The organism is Candidatus Pantoea symbiotica (assembly GCF_056491525.1).
The window spans coordinates 2766110-2791438 of the sequence record NZ_JBSZHR010000002.1; the positions used below are offsets into that span (position 1 = coordinate 2766110).

Here is a 25329-nt window from a genome sequence, read left to right on the forward strand (position 1 = left end):
AGACGATGTTTTTTTCGCCCGTATCATACCGGAAAGCCACACTCTTTGAGCGGGTGTTTAAGCAAGTTTTATCTTGTTTAACGCTGCCAGACGATCTTGCTGATTTTCCAGCTTTTCAGGGTATCGTCCGACGGCATCAAGCCTTCCGGACCATGCCATTCTCCGCTGTAGATGTAGGAGATGTGCTGGCTACCCGGCGCACGGCACTCAACATCACGTGCATCAAGACCGGTTACCATTTTGCAGTTATTAAAGGCTTTGCTGAACTTCGCGCTGAACAGATCGCCGATCTTGCTGCCGTCGGCCGCTTTGGCATCGGCATCCTGCACTTCAATGCGCTCAACGCTGGTGCTGCCGTTAATCACCAATTTAACTTTATCTCCATCCAGCGCCTGCCAGAAATCCACCACCTGACCATTTTGCGTGCGCATGCCCTGACGCAATTTGTAATCGCCGTTCAGCGCTTTATTAATGGCGTCTTCCGACGTTGAAGTGGTGCTCGTCAGGCCCGCAACGCCTTGCTCGGTGACCTCCAGCGATCCACCAAACCAGCCGAGCGGATTGAGCGCCGACCAGTGATAGCTCAGCGGATTGTACCAATGGCTTTCGCTATCGCTCGCGTTGGTTGAGGAACCCGAACTGGCGCAGCCGGCCAGAATCATGCTGCTAACCAGCAGTGCGTGACGAACAACTTTCATGAAAACTCCTTGATCTGCTAAGCCGATTGGCGTGCCTGTTGGAGTCGCAAACCGGCAAAAAGTTTATTCGATGTGCTGATGTTCCGGCAGAAAGCAGTCGCGCAGGCGATGTTGCGTTTGCAGCCAGAACAGCGCCAGCAAGTCAAACAGCGTCAATAACAGCGGCAGCGGCGAGTCGGGAAAGGCACCTTGCAGCAGACTGATACCTTGCCACAGCAGGCTGATGAGTAACGATGCACTTAATACATGGCGCCAGCTTTGCCACAGGCGCGGCCAGCGCTGACGATAGCCGGTCAGCAACAAGCCGATAGCCGCCGGAATGCCTAACGCCAGTCCCAGCCAGAAGCTTTGGCGATCGGGATAAAACAGCGCCAGCAAATCATTGCCCTGCTGACGCGATGCGCCCGCCATCACCAGCAGCAGCCAGGTGCGCGCCTGCAATAACAGGATCAGCCAGAAAAGAAACGGCAGCCGCAGCTGCCCTTTCGCATCGTACTCTTCGGGAAGGTATTTCAAACCGACCATTAATACTCGCGATCTTCAATCAAACGCTTGCCCAGCAGCAGCGAATCCACCGGCTCGTACTCAAGCTTTTCATAGAACGCCACCACCTGATCGTTCTCTTCGCGCACCATCAAATTGATTTTTGGGCAACCGCGCGCAATCAGCTTCTTCTCAAGACGATTCATCAACGCATTGGCAAAGCCACGGCCCTGATAATCAGGATGGACCGCCAGATAGTAGACGGAGCCGCGATGGCCGTCGTAGCCGCCCATCACCGTCCCGACCACTTCGCCACCGACTTCAGCGACCAGAAACAGTTCCGGGTCGTGGTTCATTTTGCGTTCTATGTCCAGCTCGGGATCGTTCCATGGGCGTAACAAATCGCAACGCTCCCAGAGCGTGATCACTTCTTCAAAATCTTCCTGGCGGAAAGAACGGATTTCCATCGACGTTACCCTGCTGTTAGGCACAATTCGCTGATTATCACGCATTCTTTGCCAGGCGCAACCCTCACGCGTGACAACGGGGCAAAAAAAGCGCGACATCGCTGTTAGTCAGTTGCAATAGAAAGTAAACACTTGAAATAGTTACGAGGTCGCCGCCTGGCAATTGTTACGCTATAACACTGGGCAGGATTTACCTGCCATGGACCCGTAAATGAAGAAGATTTCACTGCTTAAGCGCCTTACCAATCGTCGCCAACTGATACTTTCCGGTTTAGCGCTGGCGGTGTTGTCACCGCGCGCGGTACAGGCCAAAGAACAAAACAGCGATTTGCGCGTCAGTCCGCGTCATACGCCACCGAAACCCGCCAGCAACGGCAAACGCATCGTGATGATCGATCCCGGCCACGGCGGCATTGATTCCGGTGCTGTCGGCGAAGAGGGTTCAGAAGAAAAACACATCGTGCTGGCGATCGCTAACACCGTGAAGACGCTGCTGCAATCGCATCCGCGCATCGAAGTACGCCTGACGCGCGACAGCGACCACTTTATTCCGCTCTATCAGCGCGTTGAAATTGCCCATCAGCACGGCGCTAACCTGTTTATGTCGATTCACGCCGACGGCTACACCAGCCCGGATGCTAACGGCGCATCGGTGTTTGCCCTCTCCAATCGCGGTGCCAGCAGCGCGATGGCGCGTTACCTGTCGCAGCGTGAAAACGACGCCGACAAAGTGGGCGGCGCCGAGGTGCAGGATAAAGATCATTACCTCAACCAGATTCTGTTCGATCTGGTGCAGACCGATACCATCCGCAACAGCCTGACGCTCGGCAAGCACGTGCTGGATCAGATTCGCCCGGTGCATCATCTGCACAGTCAGCACACCGAGCAGGCCGCGTTTGCAGTGCTGAAGTCGCCGTCGATTCCGTCGGTGCTGGTGGAAACCTCCTTCATTACCAATCCGCGTGAAGAGCAGTTGCTCGGCACGCAGGCGTTCCGCCAGAAAATTGCCAGCGCCATTGCCGACGGCATCGCCCGCTACTTCGATGAGGTCGATCGTCGCGAAGCATAGCCTTTATCCTGTGGTAGAATCGCGGCAAATTTCCGGAACGAGTGACTGATGAGCAATCCCGATATTTCCCGCGTCAAAGCCTTTTTGCTGGCGCTGCAAGATGATATTTGCGCCCAATTAGCGGCGGAAGATGGCAAGGCGAGCTTTGCCGAAGATGAGTGGCAGCGTCCCGGCGGCGGCGGCGGACGCAGTCGCGTCTTGCGTGATGGCGCGGTATTTGAACAAGCTGGGGTTAACTTCTCGCACGTGCACGGCGATCAAATGCCCGCTTCCGCTACCGCACATCGTCCCGAACTGGCTGGCCGCAGCTTTGAAGCGATGGGCGTGTCGCTGGTGGTGCATCCATCCAATCCTTACGTGCCAACCAGCCACGCCAACGTGCGTTTCTTTATTGCGGAAAAACCGGGTGCCGATCCGGTGTGGTGGTTTGGCGGCGGTTTTGATCTCACGCCTTACTACGGCTTCGAAGAGGATGCGCTGCACTGGCATAAAACCGCACACGATCTGTGCCAGCCGTTTGGTGAAGAGGTTTATCCGCGCTACAAAAAGTGGTGCGACGATTACTTCTATCTCAAGCATCGCGACGAGCAGCGCGGCATCGGCGGCCTGTTCTATGACGATCTGAACACGCCTGATTTCGATTACTGCTTCGATTTCATGCAGGCGGTCGGCAACGGTTTCGCCGATGCCTATCTGCCGATTGTGGCCAGGCGCAAGGCGCTGCCGTGGGGCGATCGCGAGCGCCAGTTCCAGCTTTACCGTCGTGGTCGCTACGTCGAGTTCAATCTGGTGTGGGATCGCGGCACGCTGTTTGGCCTGCAAACCGGCGGTCGCACTGAATCCATTTTGATGTCGATGCCACCGCTGGTGCGCTGGGAATACGATTATCAGCCAGCAGCCGACTCCCCCGAAGCCGCGCTGTACCGCGATTTCCTGCCAGTCAAAGATTGGCTGAAATAACCCGTAGGGTCGCCATTCATGGCGACCTTTTTGATAACCGTGATTGTTCTACAACGGCTCGGTCTGCGCCTCCACCACCGCTAACGCCACCATATTCACAATGCGTCGCACCGATGCGATGCGCGTCAGCACATGCACCGGTTTGCTGATCCCCATCAGCACCGGTCCCACCGTGACACCTTCGGAGCAGGAGACGCGCAGCAGGTTATAGCTGATACGCGCCGCTTCAACGTTCGGCATAATCAGCAAATTTGCGGTGCCTTTCAGCGGGCTATCTGGCATCAGTTCGCGGCGAATGCTCTCGACCAGCGCCGCGTCGCCGTGCATCTCGCCGTCGATCTCCAGATCCGGGGCGCGTTGCTGAATCAGCGCCAGCACTTCGCGCATTTTGCGCGCGCCCGGCGCATTCGAAGTGCCAAAGCTGGAGTGCGACAGTAGCGCCACGCGTGGTTCAATGCCGAAGCGTCGCACCGTTTCTGCCGCCAGCAGCGTGATATCCGCCAGCTGTTCCGCGCTGGGATCTTCATTAACGTAGGTGTCGGTGATAAAGGTGTTACCGCTCGGTAGCAGCAGCGCATTCATCGCGCCCGCCACCTTCACGTCCTCTCGCAGCCCAAACACTTTCTCCACCACCTCGTAATGTTCCTGATAATCGCCGATGGTGCCGCAGATCAGCGCGTCAGCCTCGCCGCGATGCACCATGATCGCGCCAATCAACGTAGGATTGCCGATCACCGCGCGCTGGGCGGTTTCCGGCGTCACGCCGCGCCGTTTCATAATCTGGTAATACTCGTTCCAGTACTCTTTGAAACGCGGATCGGACTCGTTATTAACGATCTCAAAATCTTTACCGGCCTCGATCTTTAAACCCTGCTTTTGCAGACGCATAGCGATGACGTTCGGCCGACCAATCAGAATCGGCCTCGCCAGCCCCAGCGTCACCAACTCCTGCGTGGCGTGCAACACTCGCACCTCTTCGCCTTCGGCCAGCACCACGCGTTTCGGATCTTTACGCGCCTGCGAGAAGATCGGTTTCATAAACAGGTTGGTTTTGTAGACGAACTCGGTGAGCTGCTCGCGATAGGCATCAAAATCTTCAATTGGTCGCGTGGCGACGCCCGATTCCATCGCCGCTTTCGCCACCGCGGGCGCGATCTGCACAATCAAGCGCGGATCGAAAGGTTTCGGGATCAGGTATTCCGGGCCAAAACTCAGATCCTGATCGTCATATGCCGATGCCACCACATCGCTCTGTTCCGCCTGCGCCAGCGCCGCAATCGCGTGGACCGCCGCCAGCTTCATCTCTTCATTGATCGCCGTGGCACCCACATCCAGCGCACCACGAAAGATAAACGGGAAACACAGCACGTTGTTCACCTGATTGGGGAAATCAGAGCGGCCGGTGCAGATAATCGCATCGGGCCGCACCTGTTTTGCCAGCGGCGGCATGATTTCCGGTTCGGGATTGGCCAGTGCCAGAATCAGCGGATCCTGCGCCATCTTCTGCACCATCTCCGGCGTCAGCGCTTTGGGGCCGGAACAGCCGAGGAAGATATCCGCGCCGCCAATCACCTCATCCAGCGTGCGTGCGCCGCTGTCGTCTACTGCGTAAGCTGCTTTGGTTGGCGTCATATTCGGCTCGCGATCGCGATAGATCACGCCTTTGGAATCGCACACCACAATGTTGCGCTGCTGCATGCCGAGCGCCACCAGCAGATTCAGACAGGCAATCGCCGAAGCACCCGCGCCTGAAACCACCAGCCGCACATCGCTGATGGCTTTTTTGACGATGGTTAAGCCGTTGAGCACCGCTGCAGTACAGATGATCGCCGTGCCGTGCTGATCGTCGTGGAACACCGGAATCTGCATGCGTTCACGCAGCTTTTGCTCAATATAGAAGCACTCAGGCGCTTTGATATCTTCCAGATTGATACCGCCAAAAGTGGGTTCCAGCGCGGCAATCACCTCTATCAACTTGTCGGGATCGCGCTCATCGATTTCGATATCAAATACGTCAATGCCAGCGAACTTTTTAAACAGCACACCCTTGCCTTCCATCACCGGCTTACTCGCCAGCGCGCCAATATTGCCCAATCCCAGCACCGCCGTGCCGTTAGAGATCACCGCTACCAGATTGCCGCGCGCGGTGTATTTGCGCGCCGCCAGCGGATCGGCAGCAATTTCCAGACAAGGTGCGGCGACGCCGGGCGAATAGGCCAGCGCCAGATCGCGCTGTGTGGCTAACGGTTTGGTGGGTGAAACCTGAATTTTTCCGGGCGTGGGGAATTGGTGAAAATCGAGAGCGCTTTGCTTGAGTTGATCGTCCATTAGGCATCCTTTGGCGCAGCTAAGTGAGCGTTCAGTATAGGAATGTGCGGCACAAAAGAGGGTGAAGGCGCTCAAAGAACGCACAGTCTGAAAGGCACAGATTGCCACCGCTTCGCCTGCGGGATCGGCACAGCCTGCTATTCTTATTGATGGCAAAAAGCGTAGCTGAACCGTTTAGGCTAGACCTCCTTTCACTATCGCACCTCTTAAGCGCCACGACGTCACAATCAGAGAAAACGCATTTTCTTCGTGCAACGTCTGTAGCACTGTGTTGGACCAATACTTAACAGGAATGGGTGCAACACCTTTGCCCACATTATTGCTAATCAAGGAGTTAAGTGATGAACCAGCTAGATGCATTAAAACAGTACACCACCGTGGTGGCGGACAGCGGCGATATCGAATCCATTCGCCATTACCACCCGGAAGATGCCACCACCAACCCATCATTGATTCTGAAAGCCGCCGGCCTTGACGCTTATAAACATCTGATTGATGACGCCATCGACTACGCAAAAAAACAGGGCGGCAGCAAAGAGACGCAAATCATTAACGCCAGCGACAAAGTGGCGATCAACCTCGGTATGGAAATTCTGAAGAGCGTACCGGGCCGTGTTTCGACCGAAGTGGATGCGCGCCTCTCCTTCGATCGTGGCATGTGCGTTACCAAAGCCGAGAAGCTGGTACGTCTGTACGAAGAGTACGGCATCGACCGCTCACGCATTCTGATCAAACTGGCTTCGACCTGGGAAGGCATCAAAGCCGCCGAGGAGCTGGAAAAAAACGGTATTCAGTGCAACCTGACGCTGCTGTTCTCCTTCGCTCAGGCGCGTGCCTGTGCCGAAGCCGGCGTGTTCCTGATCTCGCCGTTTGTTGGTCGTATTTATGACTGGTACAACTCACGCAAACCGATCGACCCGTATGTGGTTGATGAAGATCCGGGCGTGAAATCTGTGCGTCGTATCTACGATTACTACAAGAAACACCGTTATAGCACCGTCATCATGGGTGCCAGCTTCCGTAAAGTGGAACAGATTCAGGCTCTTGCCGGCTGCGACCGACTGACCATTTCCCCTAACCTGCTGGAAGAGCTGGCCAACAGCGATGCGCCACTGGAGCGTAAGCTGGAGCCATCAACCGAAGGCTTCCATCAGCCTGCTTCACTGTCTGAAGCGGAATTCCGCTGGGAACACAATCAGGATCCGATGGCGGTAGAAAAACTGTCAGACGGCATCCGTCAGTTCGCCATCGACCAGCAGAAGCTGGAAGACGTGCTCTCTTCTCGTCTGTAATCCGCACTCACTCTTATGGCGGATGGGCATTGGCTCATCCGCTATCGCCAAATCACAAGGGAGAACCTTATGTCTTCACGCAGAGAGTTGGCTAACGCGATTCGTGCACTCAGCATGGATGCGGTACAAAAAGCAAATTCCGGACATCCCGGCATGCCGATGGGCATGGCCGATATCGCCGAAGTTTTATGGCGCGATTTCCTCCACCATAATCCTAATAATCCGGCATGGATTGATCGCGACCGCTTTATTCTTTCCAACGGTCACGGTTCGATGCTGCAATACAGTTTGTTGCATCTCACCGGTTACGATTTGCCGATGGAAGAGCTGAAAAACTTCCGCCAGTTGCATTCCAAAACGCCAGGTCACCCGGAACTCGGTTACACGCCAGGCATCGAAACCACCACCGGTCCGCTCGGCCAGGGTTTAGCCAATGCCGTGGGCATGGCGATTGCCGAGCGCACGCTGGCGGCGCAGTTTAACCAACCCGATCACGATATTGTTGACCATTACACCTACGTGTTTATGGGCGATGGCTGTTTGATGGAAGGCATCTCGCACGAAGTGAGCTCGCTGGCCGGTACGCTCGGTCTTGGCAAGCTGATTGGTTTCTACGATCACAACGGTATCTCGATTGATGGTGAAACCGAGGGCTGGTTCACCGACGATACCCATAAACGCTTCGAAGCCTATAACTGGCATGTGATCGGCAGCGCAGAAGGTATTGATGGCCACGATCCAGAAGCCATTGCGGCGGCGATCAAGGAAGCGCAAAGCGTTACCGATAAGCCGTCACTGATCATCTGCCGCACGGTGATTGGTTTCGGTTCGCCGAATAAAGCCGGTAAAGAAGAGTCGCACGGCGCAGCGCTGGGCGAAGAGGAAGTGGCGCTGACGCGACAGAAACTCGGCTGGAAATACCCGGCATTTGAAATCCCTAAAGAGATTTATCAGCAGTGGGATGCTAAAGAAGCCGGCAGCCAGCGTGAAAAATCCTGGAATGAGAAATTTGCCGCCTACAAAGCCGCCCATCCGCAGCTGGCAGAGGAATTCAGCCGCCGCGTGAGTGGAGAAATGCCGGTAAATTGGGAAACGGAAACCCAGAAATTTATTGAGCAGTTGCAGGCCAATCCGCAAAAAATCGCCAGCCGTAAAGCCTCACAAAATACGCTGGAAGTGTACGGCAAGCTGCTGCCGGAATTCCTCGGTGGTTCGGCGGATTTGGCACCGAGCAACCTCACTATTTGGTCAGGTTCGAAATCGATCAAAGATGATCTCGCCGGTAACTACATTCACTACGGCGTGCGTGAGTTTGGTATGACGGCGATTGGCAACGGCATCGCCACGCACGGCGGCTTCGTGCCGTACACCGCCACCTTCCTGATGTTCGTCGAGTATGCGCGTAACGCGGTGCGCATGGCGGCACTGATGAAGGCGCGTCAGGTGCTGGTGTATACGCATGACTCTATCGGCCTCGGCGAAGATGGCCCGACGCACCAGCCGGTTGAGCAAATTGCCGGCTTGCGCGTTACGCCAAACCTCAGCTTGTGGCGTCCATGCGATCAGGTAGAAACCGCTGTAGCCTGGAAAGCGGCCGTTGAGCGCCATCACGGGCCAACCGCGCTGATTCTGTCGCGTCAGAATCTGTTGCAGCCGGATCGCAGCAAAGAGCAGGTGGCGAATATCGCGCGCGGTGGTTACGTGCTGAAAGATAGCGCGGGCACACCGGAAGCGATCATTATCGCCACCGGTTCAGAGATTGAAATTGCGCTGGGCGCGGCGGAAAAACTCTCCGCCAACGGCCACAAAATTCGCGTGGTGTCGCTGCCGAGTACCGACGTATTTGATAAGCAGGATGCCGCTTATCGCGAATCGGTGCTGCCATCCGGCGTGAAAGCGCGCGTGGCAGTCGAAGCCGGTATCGCTGATTACTGGTACAAGTATGTCGGGCTGGACGGCGCGATTGTCGGTATGACCACCTTTGGTGAGTCAGCTCCCGCCGGCAAACTGTTCCCGGAATTCGGTTTCACCGTCGAGAACATCGTCAGCCACACCGAAGCATTACTCAAGCCGCACTAATCGATCTGGCCCTGCGTCTTTTTGGCGTAAGGGCCATTTTTTGATCACAGCCTGATACAGAAAAAAATCTGCCCTGCCCTCTTCACGCCTCGCTCAAACTGATTACTATAAGCTTTCCTCCGATTCCTATAGCGGACGCTTTCCCGTTGAAAAAACGTACTCCTTTTTTACTGGCCTTAATGGTTTCAGTGCTTCCATTAAAAAGCATGGCGCAGTCATCGCCCGATCCACTGTTGGCATCGCAAATTGTTGATCGCTACGCCGAGCACATTTTCTATGGCAGCGGCGCAACCGGCATGGCGCTGGTGGCGATTGATGGCAATCAGCGGGTTTTCGCCAGCTTTGGTGATACGCGCCCCGGCAACAACGTGCGTCCGCAGCCCGATTCGGTGATTCGTATTGCCTCACTCAGCAAGCTGATGACCAGCGAAGTGATGGTGAAGATGGCCGAACGCGGCCAGCTGCGTCTTGACGATCCGCTAAGCAAATACGCGCCGCCTGGCGCGCGCGTGCCGAGCTATAACGGCCAGCCAATTCGCCTGATTAACCTCTCCACGCATACCAGCGGCCTGCCGCGCGAGCAGCCCGGCGGTAAACCGCATCGTCCGGTGTTTGTCTGGCCGACCAAGTCCGATCGCTGGCAATGGCTGAGCGGCGCCGCATTAAAAGCCGCGCCGGGCACCAATGCCGCCTATTCCAATCTTGGCTTTGATCTGCTGAGCGATGCACTCGCCAAAGCGGCGGGCATGCCGTATCCGGCGCTGTTTCAGCAGTTGATAACGCGTCCGTTGGGCATGAAAGACACCACTTTCACGCCGTCACCGGATCAGTGTCAGCGTCTGATGATTGCGGAGAAAGGCGCCAGTCCGTGCAACAACACGCTGGCGGCTATCGGCAGCGGCGGCGTTTACTCAACGCCAGACGATATGGGCCGCTGGATGCAGCAGTTCCTCAACTCGGCGGTGAATCATCGCACGCCGCAAATCGATCGCCTGCAAACGCTGATCTACCGCCGCGACCAGTTGACCAAAGTGGAAGGCATGGATGTGCCGGGCCGAGCCGATGCGCTGGGCATGGGTTGGGTCTATATGGGGCCGAAGGAAGGTCGTCCGGGGATTATTCAGAAAACCGGCGGCGGCGGCGGTTTCATTACCTATATGGCGATGGTGCCGCAGCACAACGTTGGTGTGTTTGTGGTGGTGACGCGCTCGCCGTTAACGCGTTTCACCCCGATGAGCGATGGCGTGAATAATATGCTGACCGAGCTGGTGGGCAATCAGTCGGGTTCACCGATGACGGTGCAAGCGATTCGTTAATCATATGGGGCAAGGTCGCCATTAATGGCGACCCTACGGATTAACGCGACTGCACCGGATTCTGCGATTCGGTAACCCACAGAGTTGGCCAGTCTTCACTGCTGTGCCACGCATCGCAGGTCTTCTCTTCCGCATACTCCGCCAGCACAAATTCGTTGCCGTCATACTGCCAGCGCGTCGCCACGCCGCAATCACCCAATCCACGTCCTTTACTGAAGGTGTAGAGCAATCCATGGCTGGCATCGAACTCCGCATTCACCAACTCCAGCTGATTATCGCTGCGTGATGCTGGGGTAAACGGCAGCGTTAAGCTCAAGCCACGCGACACATAAGGCGCATCACGCGTCACTTCAAATGCCAGATCGATAACGTTATAAGCACCGGTTTCACAGCTGATCAGCAGCAGCGCTTTGCTGTCGGTCAGCGGTGAAACGCTCACTTCACGTCGCAGCGGATCGAGCGAGCAGTTATCGGTATTTACCCGCCAGGTACCAAAATCAATCAAACCGCTGGTCTCTTCCTGCGTCAGCGGTGGCGGCGACGGTAACGGCGCAGGTAACGCCGGCAACGCGGGCTGCGGCGGCACATCCCACTGCACGCGGTCGCCACGTTTTACCCAGGCGCTGGCACCGTTAACGCGGCCCTGCACATCATCCATCAACAATAACGCTGCCTTCATGCCGCTGAGCGGAATGGTGGCGTTGGCTTTGTAGGTCAATTGCAGATTTTGCGCATCCAGCGTCTGCGCCAGGAACTCGTCGATGGCGATAGCATTGCTGGTCGCCAGATGGTGCGGCTCCACCGTCCAGTGTTTGAGATCCGGCGTCAGACGACGTTGATCGAGTAGCAAATTATCCTTAAGCGGGCCGCCCGGCAGCTCACCGCTGTAGCCGCTGCCGTAATCAATGCGCAACAAGGGGCGATCGTTGACGCCAGCATGACGTGAGATCGTCATCACTAAGCCGTTGTCACCGGGAAAACTGCGTGCCACGCAAAAAGCCGCATTGTTGCAGGTCAGTTGCCAGTCAGAAAATGACTTTTGCAGTGGCTGAGCCTGTACGCACGCGACAAAAAGAAAGGGCAATAAAAGCAGTAACTTCATCCAATACGACATCAAAAAAATCGGTCCCCAAATTCCTGGAAAGAAAATAATAGCGCAACGGGAACGCTGTCAGCAGGCCTAAACTGTGAGCCGGCCCTAAAAGCGGGGTCAACCGCTGAAAAAGCCATCACCTTGTGGCAATCGGGTATTGGATAACGCAATGGCTCATCATCCTTTTTGACCGATTCCTGCTCAATCGGATTCGTCGCACTCTTGTTGACGCATCACAAAACGGTCAAATACACACAAACGGTCATAAACAGTCATGCTAGGTTAAATCCATGTTGCGGCTATGCAACGCGCGTAGAACGCGGATTTCGCGACGTCAGGCGCATTTATGTGAAATGCATCACGTAATTTTGATAACCAGACATCTCATTTACATTAAATACAGATCCAGATCACTCTAATCAGCTAAGGCGTTTTGGTGACTGTGGACTCGTGCGCAGCCCACACTTTCCAAATGCGCTATCCAGTAATTTATATCCATCGGAGGTTAGTTATGTTGCCGATTGAAAGACAGCAGCGAATTATTGACGAATTAAATGTAAATGGTCGGGTCATTGTCGCTGAATTAGTCACGTTATGTCAGGTTTCACAAGAAACCATTCGGCGTGATTTAACCCAGCTGGAGAAACGTGGTCTGTTACAACGCAGTCACGGTGGTGCGGTACCAGCAAAACGACAGGCCGCTAACATTCAGGGGAATACAAGAGGCGTTAACGAGTATGAATTATCTTTCCGCCAGAGAATAAATGAACACGTTGATGCCAAGATGGCTATTGCCAAACGCGCACTCGATTTCATCAGCCCTGGCGATTGTATATTACTCGATAGCAGCACCACTTGCTGGTATTTAGCGCGACAGCTGCCAGATATTGAATTAACGGTATTAACCAACTCCATCAGGATTGTGCAAACCCTTGCGGCACGCGGCAGTATCCGCACCATCTGTCTGGGGGGAGAGTATTCTGACCGTTATGAAGATTTCCACGGCGTAGTCGCCGAGCAACCGCTCAGGGAATTTCAGATTAATAAGATCTTTTTTTCCTGTAGCAGTTTAGGCAATGACGGTTATTTACGCGAAGGTAACGAAAACAACGCACATTTAAAACAGCAAATGTTATTAGCAGCGGAAAGAAAACATCTGCTGCTGGACGGAAGTAAATTCCTGCGGCCCTCATTCGCGCGTATTTGTCATTATCGCGATGTGGACTTTCTCATTACTGACCAATTAAAAGACAAAGAGCTGGAACAAGAATTAGCGTGGAACGGCGTCAATATTATTGATTGCTCCCAGCGCAGCCATTCTATGCAGCTAATAAAAAATTAAATCGGAGTCTTTATGAAAAAACATCTTATCGCCTGTTCTCTACTCGCCCTGTTTGCCGCCTCCGGTGCGCACGCTGCTGACAAATTACGCATGGGCATCGTGGTGAAAATTGGCGGTATTCCGTGGTTCAACGCCATGGAAGCGGGCATCAAGAGTGAAGCGGCGAAACGCGGCATTGACGCGTGGATGGTTGGCCCAACCGCGGCCGATCCGGCTCTTCAGGTACGCGCTATCGAAGATTTGATTGCCCAGAAGGTCGACATCATTGGCGTGGTGCCGAATGACCCGAAAGTGCTGGAGCCGGTGCTGAAGCGCGCCCGTGATGCCGGCATTGAAGTCATCACCCACGAATCGCCGGATCAGAAAGGCGCCAACTGGGACTTCGAACTGGTGGATGCGCCGACGCACGGCATTAACCATATGAAAGCGCTGGCGAAATGCATGCATGAAGAGGGCAAATACGCCATGTACGTCGGCAGCCTGACCGTGCCATTGCATCAGCAGTGGACCGATGCCGCGCTAAATTACCAGAAAGAACACTATCCGAAGATGCAGATGGTCACCGACAAGTTTGGCGTCGGCGAATCACTGGATGACTCGATTCGTACTACCAATGAGCTGATGTCCAAGTACCCGGATTTGAAAGGGATTATGGCCTTTGGTTCACAAGGTCCTATTGGCGCCGGTCGTGCGGTGATGAACCGTAACAAGATGGATCAGGTTTGCGTGATTGGAGCCTTCAGTCCTGGTCAGGGCGCGTCACTGGTGCAGCGCGGCGCGATCAAAGGCGGCTACATCTGGAATCCGCAGACCGCAGGCGAAGTGTTCGTGCGCATCGCCGACATGATGCAGAAGAAAGAGCCAATCACCGACGGAATGACCATCGAGGGTTTGGGCAAAGTGAAAGTTGACGAGGCGACCCACACCATCCTCGGCAATAACACCGAAAGCCTGGACAAAGAGAACCTGCCAAAACTGGTGAAAATGGGGCTGTAATGATGAAAGAGGTGATCCCACAGACGCTGATTGCGCTCGACAACCTGTCGAAAACATTTGGTGGCAACCGCGCACTGAGCGATATCTCGCTGACCTTACTGGCTGGCGAAGTGCACTGTCTCGCTGGCACCAACGGCTGTGGCAAGAGCACCTTAATCAAAGTCATTTCCGGGGTTCATGCCCCGGATAGCGGCAGCCGCATCACGCTGGGCGAAGGCCCAAGCTTCCCGCGTCTGACCACACGTCAGGCGCGTGACTTCGGCATCCAGGTGATCTATCAGGATCTGTCGCTGTTCCCCAATCTCAGCGTGGCGGAAAACATCGCCTTCGAGCACAACCTGGCTAGCCTGCTCGGCTGGCACCGCAAAGCCAAACTGCGTGAATCGGCGCAGCGCATCATTGATGAGCTGAAGTTTGACCTCGACCTCGATGAGAAAGTGGCATCGCTGTCGATTGCCGCCCGCCAGCAGGTAGCAATTTGCCGTGCGCTGGTCGCCGATGCGCGGCTGGTGATCATGGATGAACCAACGGCGTCGCTGACGCGCACCGAAGTAAACCAGCTGCTGCGCACCGTGCGTTACCTCAAAGACAAAAACATCTGCGTGGTGTTTGTCAGCCATCGTCTGGATGAAGTGCTGGAAATCTCTGATCGCGTGACGGTGATTCGCGACGGCCGCAAAATGGGCTGCTGGCCCGCCAAAGAGATGACGCCGCACCATCTGACCGAACTGATGACCGGCCTGAAGCTCGACTACCAGTTAAAAACGCCGACGCGCAATGACGACCGCCTGATCCTCGAAGTCGAAAAACTGACGCGTGCCGGACAATATCACGACGTTAATTTCAAACTCTATCAGGGCGAAGTGCTGGGCCTGTGCGGCCTGCTGGGCTCTGGCCGCACCGAACTGGCGCTGTCGCTGTTTGGCATGACCAAACCGGACAGCGGCAAGATCTGGCTCGACAGCAAACCGGTGCGCTTCCGTGGACACGAAGACGCGATCAAAGCCGGTATCGGCTACGTCTCTGAAGATCGCTTAACGCTGGGCTTAGTGCAGCAGCAATCGGTGGCCGACAACATGGTGCTGCCGATCCTCGACAAACTGCAAAACCGTTTCCACCTGATTGACGAATACCGCAAGAACAAGCTGATCCTGCAGTGGATTCAGCAGCTTGGCGTGCGCGTTGCCGATCCCAACCTAGCGATCTCTACGCTTTCCGGCGGCAACCAGCAGAAAATCGTGCTGGCGAAATGGGTGCTGACCCAGCCGCGCATCCTGATCCTCGATTCGCCCACCGTTGGCGTGGATGTCGGCGCTAAAGCCAGCATCTATCAGCTGATTCACTTACTGGCGAAAGAAGGTCTGTCGATCATTCTGATTTCCGACGAAGTGCCTGAAGTTTGGTACAACTGCGACCGCATCCTGCACTTCCGTGATGGCACCGTTCATGCCGAATACCAACCCGATACCGTTGAGCAACAGCAGCTGGCGGAGGTGATCAATGCCTGATTTTTCTCGTTTACGTCCGAGCTCCAGCCAGGGCTGGCTTGCCTGGGTTTTGCTGGCGTTCATCGTGTTTTTCTCTGCCGCCAGCGATCAGTTCCTGACGGTACAAAACCTGCTGGATCTGGCCGAAAGCTACGCCGTGACCGGCATCTTTGCCCTCGGCCTGTTTGTGGTGCTGGTGACCGGCGGCATCGATATCTCCTTTGCTGCGGTGGCGTCGGTGGTGCAATACCTGATCGCCTCGCTGTTCGTGCAGTTCCAGTTTGATAACGCCCTGCTCAGCATTCTGCTGGCGGTGGTGTGCGGCACGCTGTTTGGCGTGATCAACGCCCTGCTGATTACCTCGCTGCGCGTGGTGTCGATCATCATCACCATCAGCATGCAGTCGCTGCTGTTCGGTCTGTTGATGTGGGTGACCGGCGGCAAAAGCCTCTATTCGCTGCCGGATTGGTGGATCACGCTGCGCAGCGTGCTGCCGTTCACCTGGCAAGGCAACAGCTTCCAGATTGGATTACCGCTGGTGACCATGCTGGTGATTGCCGGACTCACCGCGCTGCTGCTGAACAAAACCAATCTTGGCCGCCAGCTGTATGCGGTGGGCGGCGATGCGGAATCGGCGCGCCGCATTGGTATTCGCGTCGGTCTGATTCATGTCTTTGCTTACGGCTGGCTGGGTGCCATGGCGGCGATTGGCGGCTTAGTGCAGGTCTATCGCATGGGTGAAGTGGTGCCGAATGCGCTGGTCGGCGGCGAGCTGGATGTGCTGGCTGCCACGGTGCTGGGCGGTGCCAGCCTGATGGGCGGCAAAGGCACGGTGAGCGGCACCTTAATGGGCGTGTTCCTCATCGCCATCCTGAAGAACGGCCTCAACCTGATTGGCGTCTCCAACTACTTCATGAACATCGTGGTGGGCGGCGTGATCATGGTGGCCATCGCCGTGACTCACTACAAAAAACGTAAAGAAACTGATGTCAGTTTCGTCTAACGGAAGGCGCATTCACATGAAATCACTCTCTGCTCTGCGTCCGGACGGCACCAATATCGGCCTGATGCTGCTCATTGCGCTGGCGCTGGCGACCTTCACCATCATGCTGCCGGGCCGCTTTCTCACGGATTCGACCTTTATGAGCATGGCGTTCCAGCTGCCCGAACTCGGCTTGCTGACGCTGGCGATGTTTATCGCCATTCTCAGCGGCGGACTGAATCTGGCGATCATCGCCACCGCCAACCTGACGGCGCTGTTTATTGCCTGGACGCTGATGCGCGCCCTGCCCGCCGATGCGGGAACCGGCATGCAACTGCTGTGGCTGTTCATCGCAATCATCGGCGCGATGCTGATTGCTGCGCTGATTGGCGTGATTACCGGCGTGATGGTAACGCGCATTGGTGCGCACCCGATTTTGGTGACGCTAGCGACCATGATGACGCTGAACGGTATCGGCATCTGGCTGACCAAAGGTGCTGCCGTCAGCGGCATGCCGTCGGTGGTGCAGGCGCTCGGTTCTAACACATTGCTTGGCGTTCCGCTGCCGCTGTGGGTGTTCCTGATTGCTGCCGCGCTGCTGGCGCTGTTCCTCGGCAAAACCCGCGCCGGTAAATGCATCTACATGGGCGGCAGTAACATCAACGCCACCTGGTTTAGCGGCATCAACACCCATCGCATGGTGATTCTGGTGTACGTCATCTCCAGCCTGCTGTGCGTGTTGGCCGGATTGATCATGATGGCGCGCTTCAACTCAGCGCGTATGGGTTACGGCGATGCGTATCTGCTGCTGACGGTGCTGGCGATCATCCTTGGCGGTACCGATCCCAACGGCGGCTTTGGTCGCGTGACTGGCGTGGTGCTGGCGCTGATCGCCCTGCAAGTGCTCTCCACCGGCTTCAACCTGATGAACATCAGCCAGCACGTCAGCCTGGCAATGTGGGGCGCGGTGCTGATTGTGGTACTGGCCTTCAAACAATTTAAAACCCGCTTTAACGAACATCGTGCCGTCAAACTCAGCAAGCTGGCTGCGGCGCTTAACCCTTTGACCGAAAAAAAGGAAGTATGATGCGTATTCAAGTCTCCCCGTCGTTGATGTGTATGAATCTGATGGAGATCAAGCACCAGCTCGCCGTGCTGGACTCCCGCGCCGACTTCCTGCATATCGACATTATGGATGGTCACTACGTGAAAAATATCACGCTGTCGCCATTCTTTATTGAGCAGATTCGCCCGTTCACCAAAGTGGCGCTGGATGTGCATTTGATGGTCGAGCAACCCACCGATTTCATTGAAGTGATTGCCAAAGCGGGCGCGGATTACATCTGCCCGCACGCCGAAACCATCAACCGCGATGCGTTCCGCGTGATCAATATGATCCGCAGCTTCGGCAAAAAAGTCGGCGTGGTGCTCAACCCGGCTACGCCGGTCTCCTTTATCCATCACTACATTCATCTGGTGGATAAGATCACCGTGATGACGGTGGATCCGGGCTACGCCGGGCAACCGTTTATTCCGGAAATGGTGCAGAAGGTACAGGAGCTGAAAGCGCTGAAGCAGGCCAACGGCTATCAATACCTGATTGAGATCGACGGCTCCTGCAACACCCGCACCTATAACACGCTGGTTGGCGCAGGCGCAGAAGTGCTGATTGTTGGCACCTCCGGTTTGTTCAATATTCACGACGATCTGGAAACCGCCTGGAATATGATGCGCGAAAGCATCGATGAGGCTCAGGGATTGGCGCAGGTATCCGCATGAAAAAATGCTGGCTCGGTATCGACATTGGCGGCACCGGCACACGTCTGCAGCTGATGGAAGCAGGCCGCGTTTGGTCGAGCTTCCGTAAAGTGCCGACGGCCAGCTGGGCGCAGCAACCTGATGCGCTGAGCGCGTTGGGCGAGTTAATCAGTGAAACGCTGGAGCAGCAGCCGGTGAGCGGCGTGATGCTCGGATTACCCGGCATTCTCAGTCGCGACCGCCAGCAGGTGATTTCGCTGCCGTTTATCCAGGCGCTGGATCAACAACCGGTTGCCGCGCTGCTGACCGAACGTCTTGGCGTGCCGGTAGCGATGGATAAAGATGTTAACCATCTGATGCTGTGGGATTTACTGCAGCTGGAGCAGCTGCCGGACAGCGCGGTGGGTTTGTATCCCGGCACCGGCATGGGCAACAGTTTGTGGATCAACGGCCAGTTTTATCATGGTCAGCACGGCGGCGCAGGTGAGCTCGGCCATGTGCCGATTACTGGCAACGATCTGCCCTGCCCGTGCGGCAATCGTGGCTGTGCGGAAACCGTCACTTCCGGCCACTGGCTAAGCCGCTGGGCGAGCGCCAACGTGCCGGAAACCAATATGTCGGTGCTGTTTACCCAGCATCGCGAGCATCCGGAGCTACAGGCTTTTGTGCAGCGCCTGGCGCAGTTGATTGCCACCGAGATGAACATCCTCGATCCGGAATACCTGATTCTGGGCGGCGGCGTGCTGGCGATGGCGGACTTCCCGCTGGCGCAGTTACGCAGCCAGATTCAGCAGCATCTTCGTCCACCCGCCACGCGTGACGGTTTGAAGATCGTGTTTAGCCAATCCACCGATCACACCGGTTGTCGCGGTGCCTGTTTAGCCGCCGAACGTCTGTTCAGGAGTGCATGATGAAAGGAAAAGTGTGTGTGTTTGGCTCGTTCAACCTCGACGTGGTCGCGGTGATGAACCGTTTTCCGATGCCGGGCGAATCGCTCACCGCCCATACCAGCATGATGGGACCGGGCGGCAAAGGTGCCAACCAGGCAACGGCCGCGCTGCGTGCCGGAGCGCGCGTGCACTATATCGGAAAGATTGGTAATGATGACTTCGGCATGTTTGCGCGTCGTCATCTGGAAAAGACCGGTTTCGATGCCATTACCTTGTTCACCTGCAAGGAGAAACCGACCGGCAATGCGCTGATTTACGTTGCCGGTGACGATGCCGAGAACATGATTTCGGTCTATCCCGGCGCGAACACCACGGTAACAGCCGCAGAAGTGACGCGTTGCCAACCCACCGTTGCCGCCGCCGATATTCTGCTGGTGCAGCTGGAGAATAATCTCAGCGCCATTCAGCGCATGATCGACAACGCGCGCGCTGGCGGCACCTTTGTGATTATGAATCCCGCGCCGTGGCAGAAAGTCACTGATGCGCTGCTGGCGAAAGTGGACTTGTTGACGCCGAACAGCACCGAAGCGATGCAGCTGACCGGCGTGAAGGTCACAGACTTCGCCAGCGCGCAGCAAGCGGCAGAAAAGCTGCATCGTAAAGGCGCGCGTCAGGTGATTATTACCTTGGGAGTTTCCGGCGCGTTACTTTCAGTAGCCGAGCAGCCACCGCTGCGTATTCCGCTGTTCCCGGCGCAGCCGCTGGATACCACCGGCGCGGGTGATGCGTTTAACGGCGCACTGGCGGCGCGGCTGGCTTCTGGCGATGAATTGCCGCAAGCGGCGCTGTTTGCTTCGGCTTATGCTTCGCTGTGCGTGGAACGCTCCGGTGCGGCACATTCGATGCCCTCTTACGCAGAAGCACTGGCGCGTTTGCAGGCGTATCCCGAGTGCGTGCCGGAAGCGTTGGGTGAGTTGGTATAATCCTGTGCGGTAATGGACAAGGTCGGCATGAATGCCGCCCCTACGGGTGTTGTAGGGTCGCCATTTATGGCGACCTGGCCAAATTACGGCTTTAACCAACCGGCAATCTGCGCATGCTGCAACAGCATAATGGCTTTACCGTCACGAATGCGGCCATCTTTTACCATCGCCAGCGCTTCCGGGAAACTCAGCTCCAGTACGGTAATCTCTTCATCCTCAACACCACCGCCATTGTTGGCGCGCTGCGCATCGCTGTATTGCGCGGCGAAGAAGTGGATCAATTCGGTCACGCCGCCCGGCGACATATAGACTTCGTAGAGTTTCTCCACCTTGCCCACCTGATAACCGGTCTCTTCAATCGCTTCTTTGCGAATGCACTCTTCCGGCGAGTCGTCATCCAGCAGCCCCGCGCAGGTCTCAATCAGCTCGCCGCTTTCGTTGCCATTCACATAGGTGGCAATGCGGAACTGACGCACCAGCAGAACGCTATTTTTTTCAGTGTTGTACAACAGGATGGTGGCGCCGTTACCGCGATCGTAAACTTCGCGCTTGTGACGCACGACTTCGCCGTTGTTGCGGGTGAGTTCGTAGGTGAAGTTGCGCAGCACAAACCAGTTTTCTGACAGCAACTTGTCTTTGATGATGTTGATCTTTAACGACATAACCGCTCCACTGCTAAATTGAGGGAGCCTGAGATAATAGGCCGAAGCGGCAGGGAAAACTATCTGAATTGTGAGCGAGGTCGCCATAAATGGCGACCCTACGGGTGAAACACGCTCGAACGTAGGGTTGCCATTTATGGCAACCGTTTCAAAAACCGTTTGGCTGGTCTTTCATATCCGGCAGATGGTGCGCGATGCCTTTGTGACAATCGATACAGGTTTTCCCTTCCTCAACTGCTTTGCTGTGCATCTTCGCGGCCACGGTTTTCTGCGCGGTGAAATCCATATAATCGAAGTTGTGGCAGTTACGACACTCCTGCGAATTGTTGTTTTTCATCCTGCGCCACTCGTTTTGCGCCAGCTCGATGCGGTGATCCTCAAACTTTTGCGGCGTATCGATGATGCCGAAAATCTTGGCATACACCTCTTTGCTCGCCTGGATCTTGCGCAGCATTTTCGGGCCCCATTCGTGCGGCACGTGACAATCCGGACAGGTGGCGCGCACGCCGCTGCGGTTGTTGTAGTGCACCGTCTGCATATATTCCTGATAGACGTTATTGCGCATTTCATGGCAGCCGATACAGAACTGCTCGCGGTTGGTCATCTCCATCGCGGTGTTGAATCCGCCCCAGAAAATAATCCCGCCAGCAAAGCCCAGAATCAGCAAGGTGCCGAGCGCCAGACGACTTGGACGTCGCCACCAGCGCCAGATGCGCAGAAGTTTCTCTTTCATCATTTCCTCACTTACCGAAGCCGTCAGCCGGTTTGAAGGTGTTTTCCACCACCGGTTTGGCATCGGTTTGCGGTACGTGACACTGCAGGCAGAAGTAGCGGCGCGGCGACACGGTGCTGCTCACCAAACCATCGCGATCGGTGAAGTGCGTTGGGCTGACGCGTGGCGCGCCAGTGGTGAGGTTGCTCTGCGTGCCGTGACACTGCAGGCAACGGTTAACGTTTTTCGTCACCTGATAGCCATCCACGCTATGCGGGATCACCGGCGGCTGATTCACGTAGTTCAACGGCTTGCGGCTCTGCTCTTTAGGCTGATGAATAGTGCCCTGCTGCGTGGCCGTCACTTCCGGTGACTGGTTGAGATCGACGCCGTTATTGGCGTAAACCGTGCCGCCCAGCATCAGGGCGGCCAAAGTAACGAGTGTGATTAAGGGTTTCATTGCATCCTGCCTTAAATTTTAACCAGCTTGACGGCGCATTTTTTGTAATCGGTCTGCTTCGACAGCGGATCGGTGGCGTCCAGCGTGACGTTGTTGGCCAGCACGCCCGCATCGAAGAACGGCATAAATACCAGACCTTTTGGCGGCTGATTGCGGCCGCGCGTTTCCACGGTGGCAAGGGTTTCGCCACGACGCGACACCACGCGGACTTTCTCGCCGCGACGGAAATTGCGCTCTTTGGCATCCAGCGGATGTATATAGAGTAGCGCCTGCGGCACCGCACGATGCAGTTCCGGCACGCGACGCGTCATGGTGCCGGTATGCCAGTGTTCCAGTACGCGACCGGTACAGAACCACAGGTCGTACTCTTCATCCGGCGATTCCGCAGGTGCTTCGTATGGCAGCGCGAAGATGGTGGCTTTGCCATCCGGCTTGCCGTAGAAACGCACGCCTTCACCGGCTTTGACGTAGCTGTCGTAACCTTCGCGATAGCGCCAGCGCGTCTCTTTGCCATCGACAACCGGCCAGCGCAAGCCGCGCGCCTGATGGTAAACATCGAACGGCGCGAGATCGTGGCCGTGACCGCGACCAAAGCTGGCGTACTCTTCGAACAAGCCTTTTTGGATGTAGAAGCCAAACTCGCGCGCTTCATCATTCAACTGGTCATCTGCCACTTCACTTAGCGGGAACTGGTTGACCTGGCCGTTGGCATACAGCACATCAAACAGCGTTTTGTCGCGCAGCTCAGGATTCTGCGCCAGCAGCGCTTCCGGCCACACTTCAGCCACTTTGAAACGTTTGGAGAAGTTCACCAGCTGCCACAGATCGGATTTCGCATCGCCCGGCGCTTTCACCTGCTGATGCCAGAACTGGGTGCGACGCTCGGCGTTGCCGTAGGCGCCCTCTTTCTCCACCCACATCGCGGTCGGCAGAATCAGGTCAGCCGACAAGGCGCTGACGGTGGGATAGGGATCGGAAACCACGATGAAGTTGCGCTCATCGCGCCAGCCCGGCATACGCTCCTGCGTCAGGTTCGGACCAGCCTGCATGTTGTTGTTACACATCACCCAATAGGCATTGAGCTTGCCATCTTTCAGCGCGCGATCCTGCGCCACGGCGTGCAAGCCAATTTTGGCCGGCACAGTGCCCTGCGGCAGCTTCCACAGCTTCTCGGCGGTGGCGCGGTGTTTGTCATTATTAACCACCATGTCCGCCGGTAAGCGGTGGGCGAAAGTACCGACTTCACGCGCCGTGCCACACGCCGACGGCTGACCGGTCAGCGAGAACGGACCGGTGCCCGGACGCGAAATTTTACCGGTCAATAAGTGCAGGTTGTAGCACAGGTTATTGGCCCACACGCCGCGCGTATGCTGGTTGAAGCCCATGGTCCAGTACGACACCACGTTCACTTTCGGGTCGGCATACAGTTCGGCGAGGGCGATCAGCTGATCTTTCTCCACGCCGCTCATTGCGCTGGTTTTTTCCACCGTATACTCGGAAACAAACTTCGCAAACTCTTCGAAGCTCATCGGCGTGGATTCGCCGCTGTCCGGGTTCTTCGCCGCAGCCTGACGCGGATCGGTGGGACGCAAGCCGTAACCGATGTCAGTCACGCCTTTGCGCAGTGTCACGTGGTTCTGCAGGAAGGTTTTATCGACCTTGTTGTTCTGAATAATGTAGTTGGCGATGAAGTTGAGGATCACCAAATCGCTCTGCGGCGTGAACACTATCGCATTATCGGCCAGCTCGAAGCTGCGATGACGATAGGTTGAAAGCACCGCCACTTTGACGTTGTCATTACTGAGACGACGCGCGGTGATACGTGACCAGAGAATCGGGTGCATCTCCGCCATGTTCGAGCCCCACAGCACAAAGGCGTCGGCCTGCTCGATGTCGTCGTAGCAGCCCATCGGTTCATCCATGCCGAAGGTGCGCATAAAACCGACCACCGCTGAAGCCATGCAGTGACGCGCATTAGGATCGAGATTGTTGGTGCGGAAACCGGCTTTCATCAGCTTGGAGGCCGCGTAACCTTCCCATACCGTCCACTGACCGGAACCGAACATGCCGACCGAATCCGGGCCGTTGGCTTTCAGCGCCGCTTTGAACTTCTCTTCCATGATGTCGAAGGCTTGATCCCAACTGACCGGCGTGAACTCGCCCTCTTTGGCATATTTGCCGTCGGTCATGCGCAGTAGCGGCTGGGTCAGACGATCTTTTCCGTACATGATCTTCGGCAGGAAATAGCCTTTGATACAGTTCAGACCGCGGTTCACTTCTGCCTGCGGATCGCCCTGCGAAGCCACTACGCGGCCATCCTGGGTGCCGACCAGCACGCCACAGCCGGTGCCGCAGAATCGGCACGGCGCTTTTTCCCAGCGAATCGGCGCAGCCAGCGAGGTCGCGGCTTTGGTCACGGTAGGAATGGTGAGTCCTGCAGCCGTGGCAGCAGCCGCCGCCGCATTGGCCTTCATAAAATCACGACGACTTATACTCATGATGCTTCCTTACAAGGTTCTTCAATTTCGTCTTGCTGGTGATACACCAGCGATACCGCCAACACGCCAGCGATGTTGCGGCTCTCTTCAATATTGCGCAGCAGCGCGGCGCTATCTGCCGCACCCAGCGTCACCGCCAGCGTGCCGCGCGCGGCGTCTTCGGCAGCGATATCGCAATCGTCAAAGGCCAGCAACGCACTTTTCACGGCGGGAATCGACGCCGGGCGCGCCTGAATCACCAGGCCGCAGACGTGCCAACTGTGTTCATGGTTCATGATGTAATCCTGTGGCTGAGACCGGGCAAGGCGCGATGCAGGCGCCGCAACCGGTACAATGCTGCGGAAGGGTTTCAGGCTGTGCGATGCCATTCGGCATCAAATGGAAACGGATGGCTTGCTGTTCGCAACTCTCCTGACAGCTGCGGCAATTCACGCCAAGAAAGGTGATGCAGCGGTTGTCGATGCGAATGCGTTGCGGAAACGGCTCGGTTTCACGCGCGTGAAACAGCGGCTGCGGGCAAGCGTCTACGCAGGCGGCGCAGAACGTGCATTCGCCCTGCAGAAAATCGAGGTGCGGCACTTCACCGGCAGCCAGGCGGATGATATGGGTTTCGCAGGCCGATACACATTTGCCGCAGCCATCACAACCGTTCTCTCCCCGCCACCACGGCAAAGCGATGCCGTCAGCAGACGCTACGCGCTGCCCGGTAAAGAGTTCACGTCGCGACAGCGCCATCGGTTCACCTTAAACGGGGGAAAGAGAGATGGTGCGTAA

General features: G+C 56.2%; 24 protein-coding genes. 13 read left to right on the plus strand and 11 right to left on the minus strand.

Annotated elements, in window-relative coordinates:
- Positions 1-77: 77 nt before the first annotated feature.
- The 3 genes from ACXIZX_RS13475 to ACXIZX_RS13485 form a co-directional block, all read right to left on the minus strand.
- Positions 78-698, minus strand: a complete 621-nt coding sequence (locus tag ACXIZX_RS13475; protein WP_479404356.1) for an RpoE-regulated lipoprotein — start codon at positions 696-698, stop codon at positions 78-80.
- A gap of 63 nt (positions 699-761) precedes the next feature.
- Complete coding sequence (locus tag ACXIZX_RS13480) at positions 762-1223, minus strand: DUF2919 domain-containing protein (RefSeq protein WP_479404357.1); 462 nt, start codon at positions 1221-1223, stop codon at positions 762-764.
- Positions 1223-1648, minus strand: a complete 426-nt coding sequence (locus ACXIZX_RS13485; protein ID WP_007889032.1) for a GNAT family acetyltransferase — start codon at positions 1646-1648, stop codon at positions 1223-1225. Before ACXIZX_RS13485 ends, ACXIZX_RS13480 begins: the two co-directional genes overlap by 1 nt.
- A gap of 211 nt (positions 1649-1859) precedes the next feature.
- Here ACXIZX_RS13485 and amiA point away from each other — a divergent pair, with 211 nt between their 5' ends.
- The gene (gene amiA, locus ACXIZX_RS13490) at positions 1860-2717 is read left to right on the plus strand and encodes an N-acetylmuramoyl-L-alanine amidase AmiA (protein ID WP_008107837.1); all 858 of its coding nucleotides are present in this window, start codon (positions 1860-1862) and stop codon (positions 2715-2717) included.
- A 48-nt stretch (positions 2718-2765) separates the two neighbouring features.
- On the plus strand, positions 2766-3677 hold the full coding sequence (gene hemF, locus ACXIZX_RS13495) for an oxygen-dependent coproporphyrinogen oxidase (protein ID WP_479404358.1): 912 nt from the start codon (positions 2766-2768) through the stop codon (positions 3675-3677).
- A gap of 48 nt (positions 3678-3725) precedes the next feature.
- Here the strand turns inward: hemF and maeB are convergent, their stop codons facing one another.
- On the minus strand, positions 3726-6005 hold the full coding sequence (maeB, locus tag ACXIZX_RS13500; RefSeq protein ID WP_479404359.1) for an NADP-dependent oxaloacetate-decarboxylating malate dehydrogenase: 2280 nt from the start codon (positions 6003-6005) through the stop codon (positions 3726-3728).
- Between the two features lie 341 nt (positions 6006-6346).
- Between maeB and tal the strand changes: the two genes are divergently transcribed.
- The 3 genes from tal (at position 6347) to ampH (ending at position 10692) form a co-directional block, all read left to right on the plus strand.
- On the plus strand, positions 6347-7297 hold the full coding sequence (gene tal / locus ACXIZX_RS13505) for a transaldolase (RefSeq protein ID WP_008107843.1): 951 nt from the start codon (positions 6347-6349) through the stop codon (positions 7295-7297).
- A gap of 69 nt (positions 7298-7366) precedes the next feature.
- Positions 7367-9376 (plus strand): transketolase, encoded by a 2010-nt coding sequence (gene tkt / locus ACXIZX_RS13510; protein WP_479404360.1) that lies wholly within the window; start codon positions 7367-7369, stop codon positions 9374-9376.
- 146 nt (positions 9377-9522) lie between these two features.
- Positions 9523-10692, plus strand: coding sequence for a D-alanyl-D-alanine-carboxypeptidase/endopeptidase AmpH (gene ampH, locus ACXIZX_RS13515; protein WP_008107847.1), 1170 nt, complete (start codon positions 9523-9525; stop codon positions 10690-10692).
- A gap of 40 nt (positions 10693-10732) precedes the next feature.
- On the opposite strand, the gene ACXIZX_RS13520 is transcribed toward ampH, so the two are convergent.
- Complete coding sequence (locus ACXIZX_RS13520) at positions 10733-11806, minus strand: DUF1176 domain-containing protein (RefSeq protein ID WP_179449946.1); 1074 nt, start codon at positions 11804-11806, stop codon at positions 10733-10735.
- 490 nt (positions 11807-12296) lie between these two features.
- Between ACXIZX_RS13520 and ACXIZX_RS13525 the strand changes: the two genes are divergently transcribed.
- From ACXIZX_RS13525 to ACXIZX_RS13560, 8 genes are read left to right on the plus strand one after another with little or no spacing between them, the layout of a single operon-like run.
- The gene (locus tag ACXIZX_RS13525) at positions 12297-13127 is read left to right on the plus strand and encodes a DeoR/GlpR family DNA-binding transcription regulator (protein WP_154190452.1); all 831 of its coding nucleotides are present in this window, start codon (positions 12297-12299) and stop codon (positions 13125-13127) included.
- Positions 13128-13139: 12 nt separating this feature from the next.
- Positions 13140-14123, plus strand: coding sequence for a substrate-binding domain-containing protein (locus ACXIZX_RS13530; RefSeq protein ID WP_061717926.1), 984 nt, complete (start codon positions 13140-13142; stop codon positions 14121-14123).
- Between the two features lie 2 nt (positions 14124-14125).
- Positions 14126-15631 (plus strand): sugar ABC transporter ATP-binding protein, encoded by a 1506-nt coding sequence (locus ACXIZX_RS13535; RefSeq protein WP_479404879.1) that lies wholly within the window; start codon positions 14126-14128, stop codon positions 15629-15631.
- On the plus strand, positions 15624-16613 hold the full coding sequence (locus tag ACXIZX_RS13540) for an ABC transporter permease (RefSeq protein ID WP_271461319.1): 990 nt from the start codon (positions 15624-15626) through the stop codon (positions 16611-16613). The genes ACXIZX_RS13535 and ACXIZX_RS13540 overlap by 8 nt, the downstream gene beginning before the upstream one ends.
- A 16-nt stretch (positions 16614-16629) precedes the next feature.
- Positions 16630-17679 (plus strand): ABC transporter permease, encoded by a 1050-nt coding sequence (locus ACXIZX_RS13545; RefSeq protein ID WP_179449942.1) that lies wholly within the window; start codon positions 16630-16632, stop codon positions 17677-17679.
- Positions 17679-18371, plus strand: coding sequence for a D-allulose 6-phosphate 3-epimerase (alsE, locus tag ACXIZX_RS13550; protein WP_061717928.1), 693 nt, complete (start codon positions 17679-17681; stop codon positions 18369-18371). The genes ACXIZX_RS13545 and alsE overlap by 1 nt, the downstream gene beginning before the upstream one ends.
- Complete coding sequence (gene alsK, locus ACXIZX_RS13555) at positions 18368-19261, plus strand: allose kinase (RefSeq protein WP_061717929.1); 894 nt, start codon at positions 18368-18370, stop codon at positions 19259-19261. Before alsE ends, alsK begins: the two co-directional genes overlap by 4 nt.
- Entirely contained in the window at positions 19261-20223 is a 963-nt protein-coding gene (locus tag ACXIZX_RS13560) for a ribokinase (protein WP_008107858.1), read from the plus strand. The genes alsK and ACXIZX_RS13560 overlap by 1 nt, the downstream gene beginning before the upstream one ends.
- A gap of 83 nt (positions 20224-20306) precedes the next feature.
- On the opposite strand, the gene nudK is transcribed toward ACXIZX_RS13560, so the two are convergent.
- The 6 genes from nudK to napF all read right to left on the minus strand — a co-directional run bounded on the left by nudK (position 20307) and on the right by napF (position 25290).
- Positions 20307-20885 (minus strand): GDP-mannose pyrophosphatase NudK, encoded by a 579-nt coding sequence (nudK, locus tag ACXIZX_RS13565; RefSeq protein WP_061717931.1) that lies wholly within the window; start codon positions 20883-20885, stop codon positions 20307-20309.
- 148 nt (positions 20886-21033) lie between these two features.
- The gene (napC, locus tag ACXIZX_RS13570; RefSeq protein WP_455852742.1) at positions 21034-21618 is read right to left on the minus strand and encodes a cytochrome c-type protein NapC; all 585 of its coding nucleotides are present in this window, start codon (positions 21616-21618) and stop codon (positions 21034-21036) included.
- A 7-nt stretch (positions 21619-21625) separates the two neighbouring features.
- Entirely contained in the window at positions 21626-22057 is a 432-nt protein-coding gene (gene napB / locus ACXIZX_RS13575; RefSeq protein WP_479404361.1) for a nitrate reductase cytochrome c-type subunit, read from the minus strand.
- A gap of 11 nt (positions 22058-22068) precedes the next feature.
- Positions 22069-24555 carry a nitrate reductase catalytic subunit NapA gene (gene napA, locus ACXIZX_RS13580; protein ID WP_479404362.1) on the minus strand — a complete coding sequence of 829 codons (2487 nt, stop codon included), beginning with the start codon at positions 24553-24555 and terminating at the stop codon, positions 22069-22071.
- Complete coding sequence (locus ACXIZX_RS13585) at positions 24552-24830, minus strand: chaperone NapD (RefSeq protein WP_008107865.1); 279 nt, start codon at positions 24828-24830, stop codon at positions 24552-24554. The genes napA and ACXIZX_RS13585 overlap by 4 nt, the downstream gene beginning before the upstream one ends.
- A complete protein-coding gene (gene napF, locus ACXIZX_RS13590) occupies positions 24820-25290 on the minus strand; it encodes a ferredoxin-type protein NapF (RefSeq protein ID WP_479404363.1) in 471 nt (156 codons plus the stop codon). The genes ACXIZX_RS13585 and napF overlap by 11 nt, the downstream gene beginning before the upstream one ends.
- Between the last annotated feature and the right edge of the window lie 39 nt (positions 25291-25329).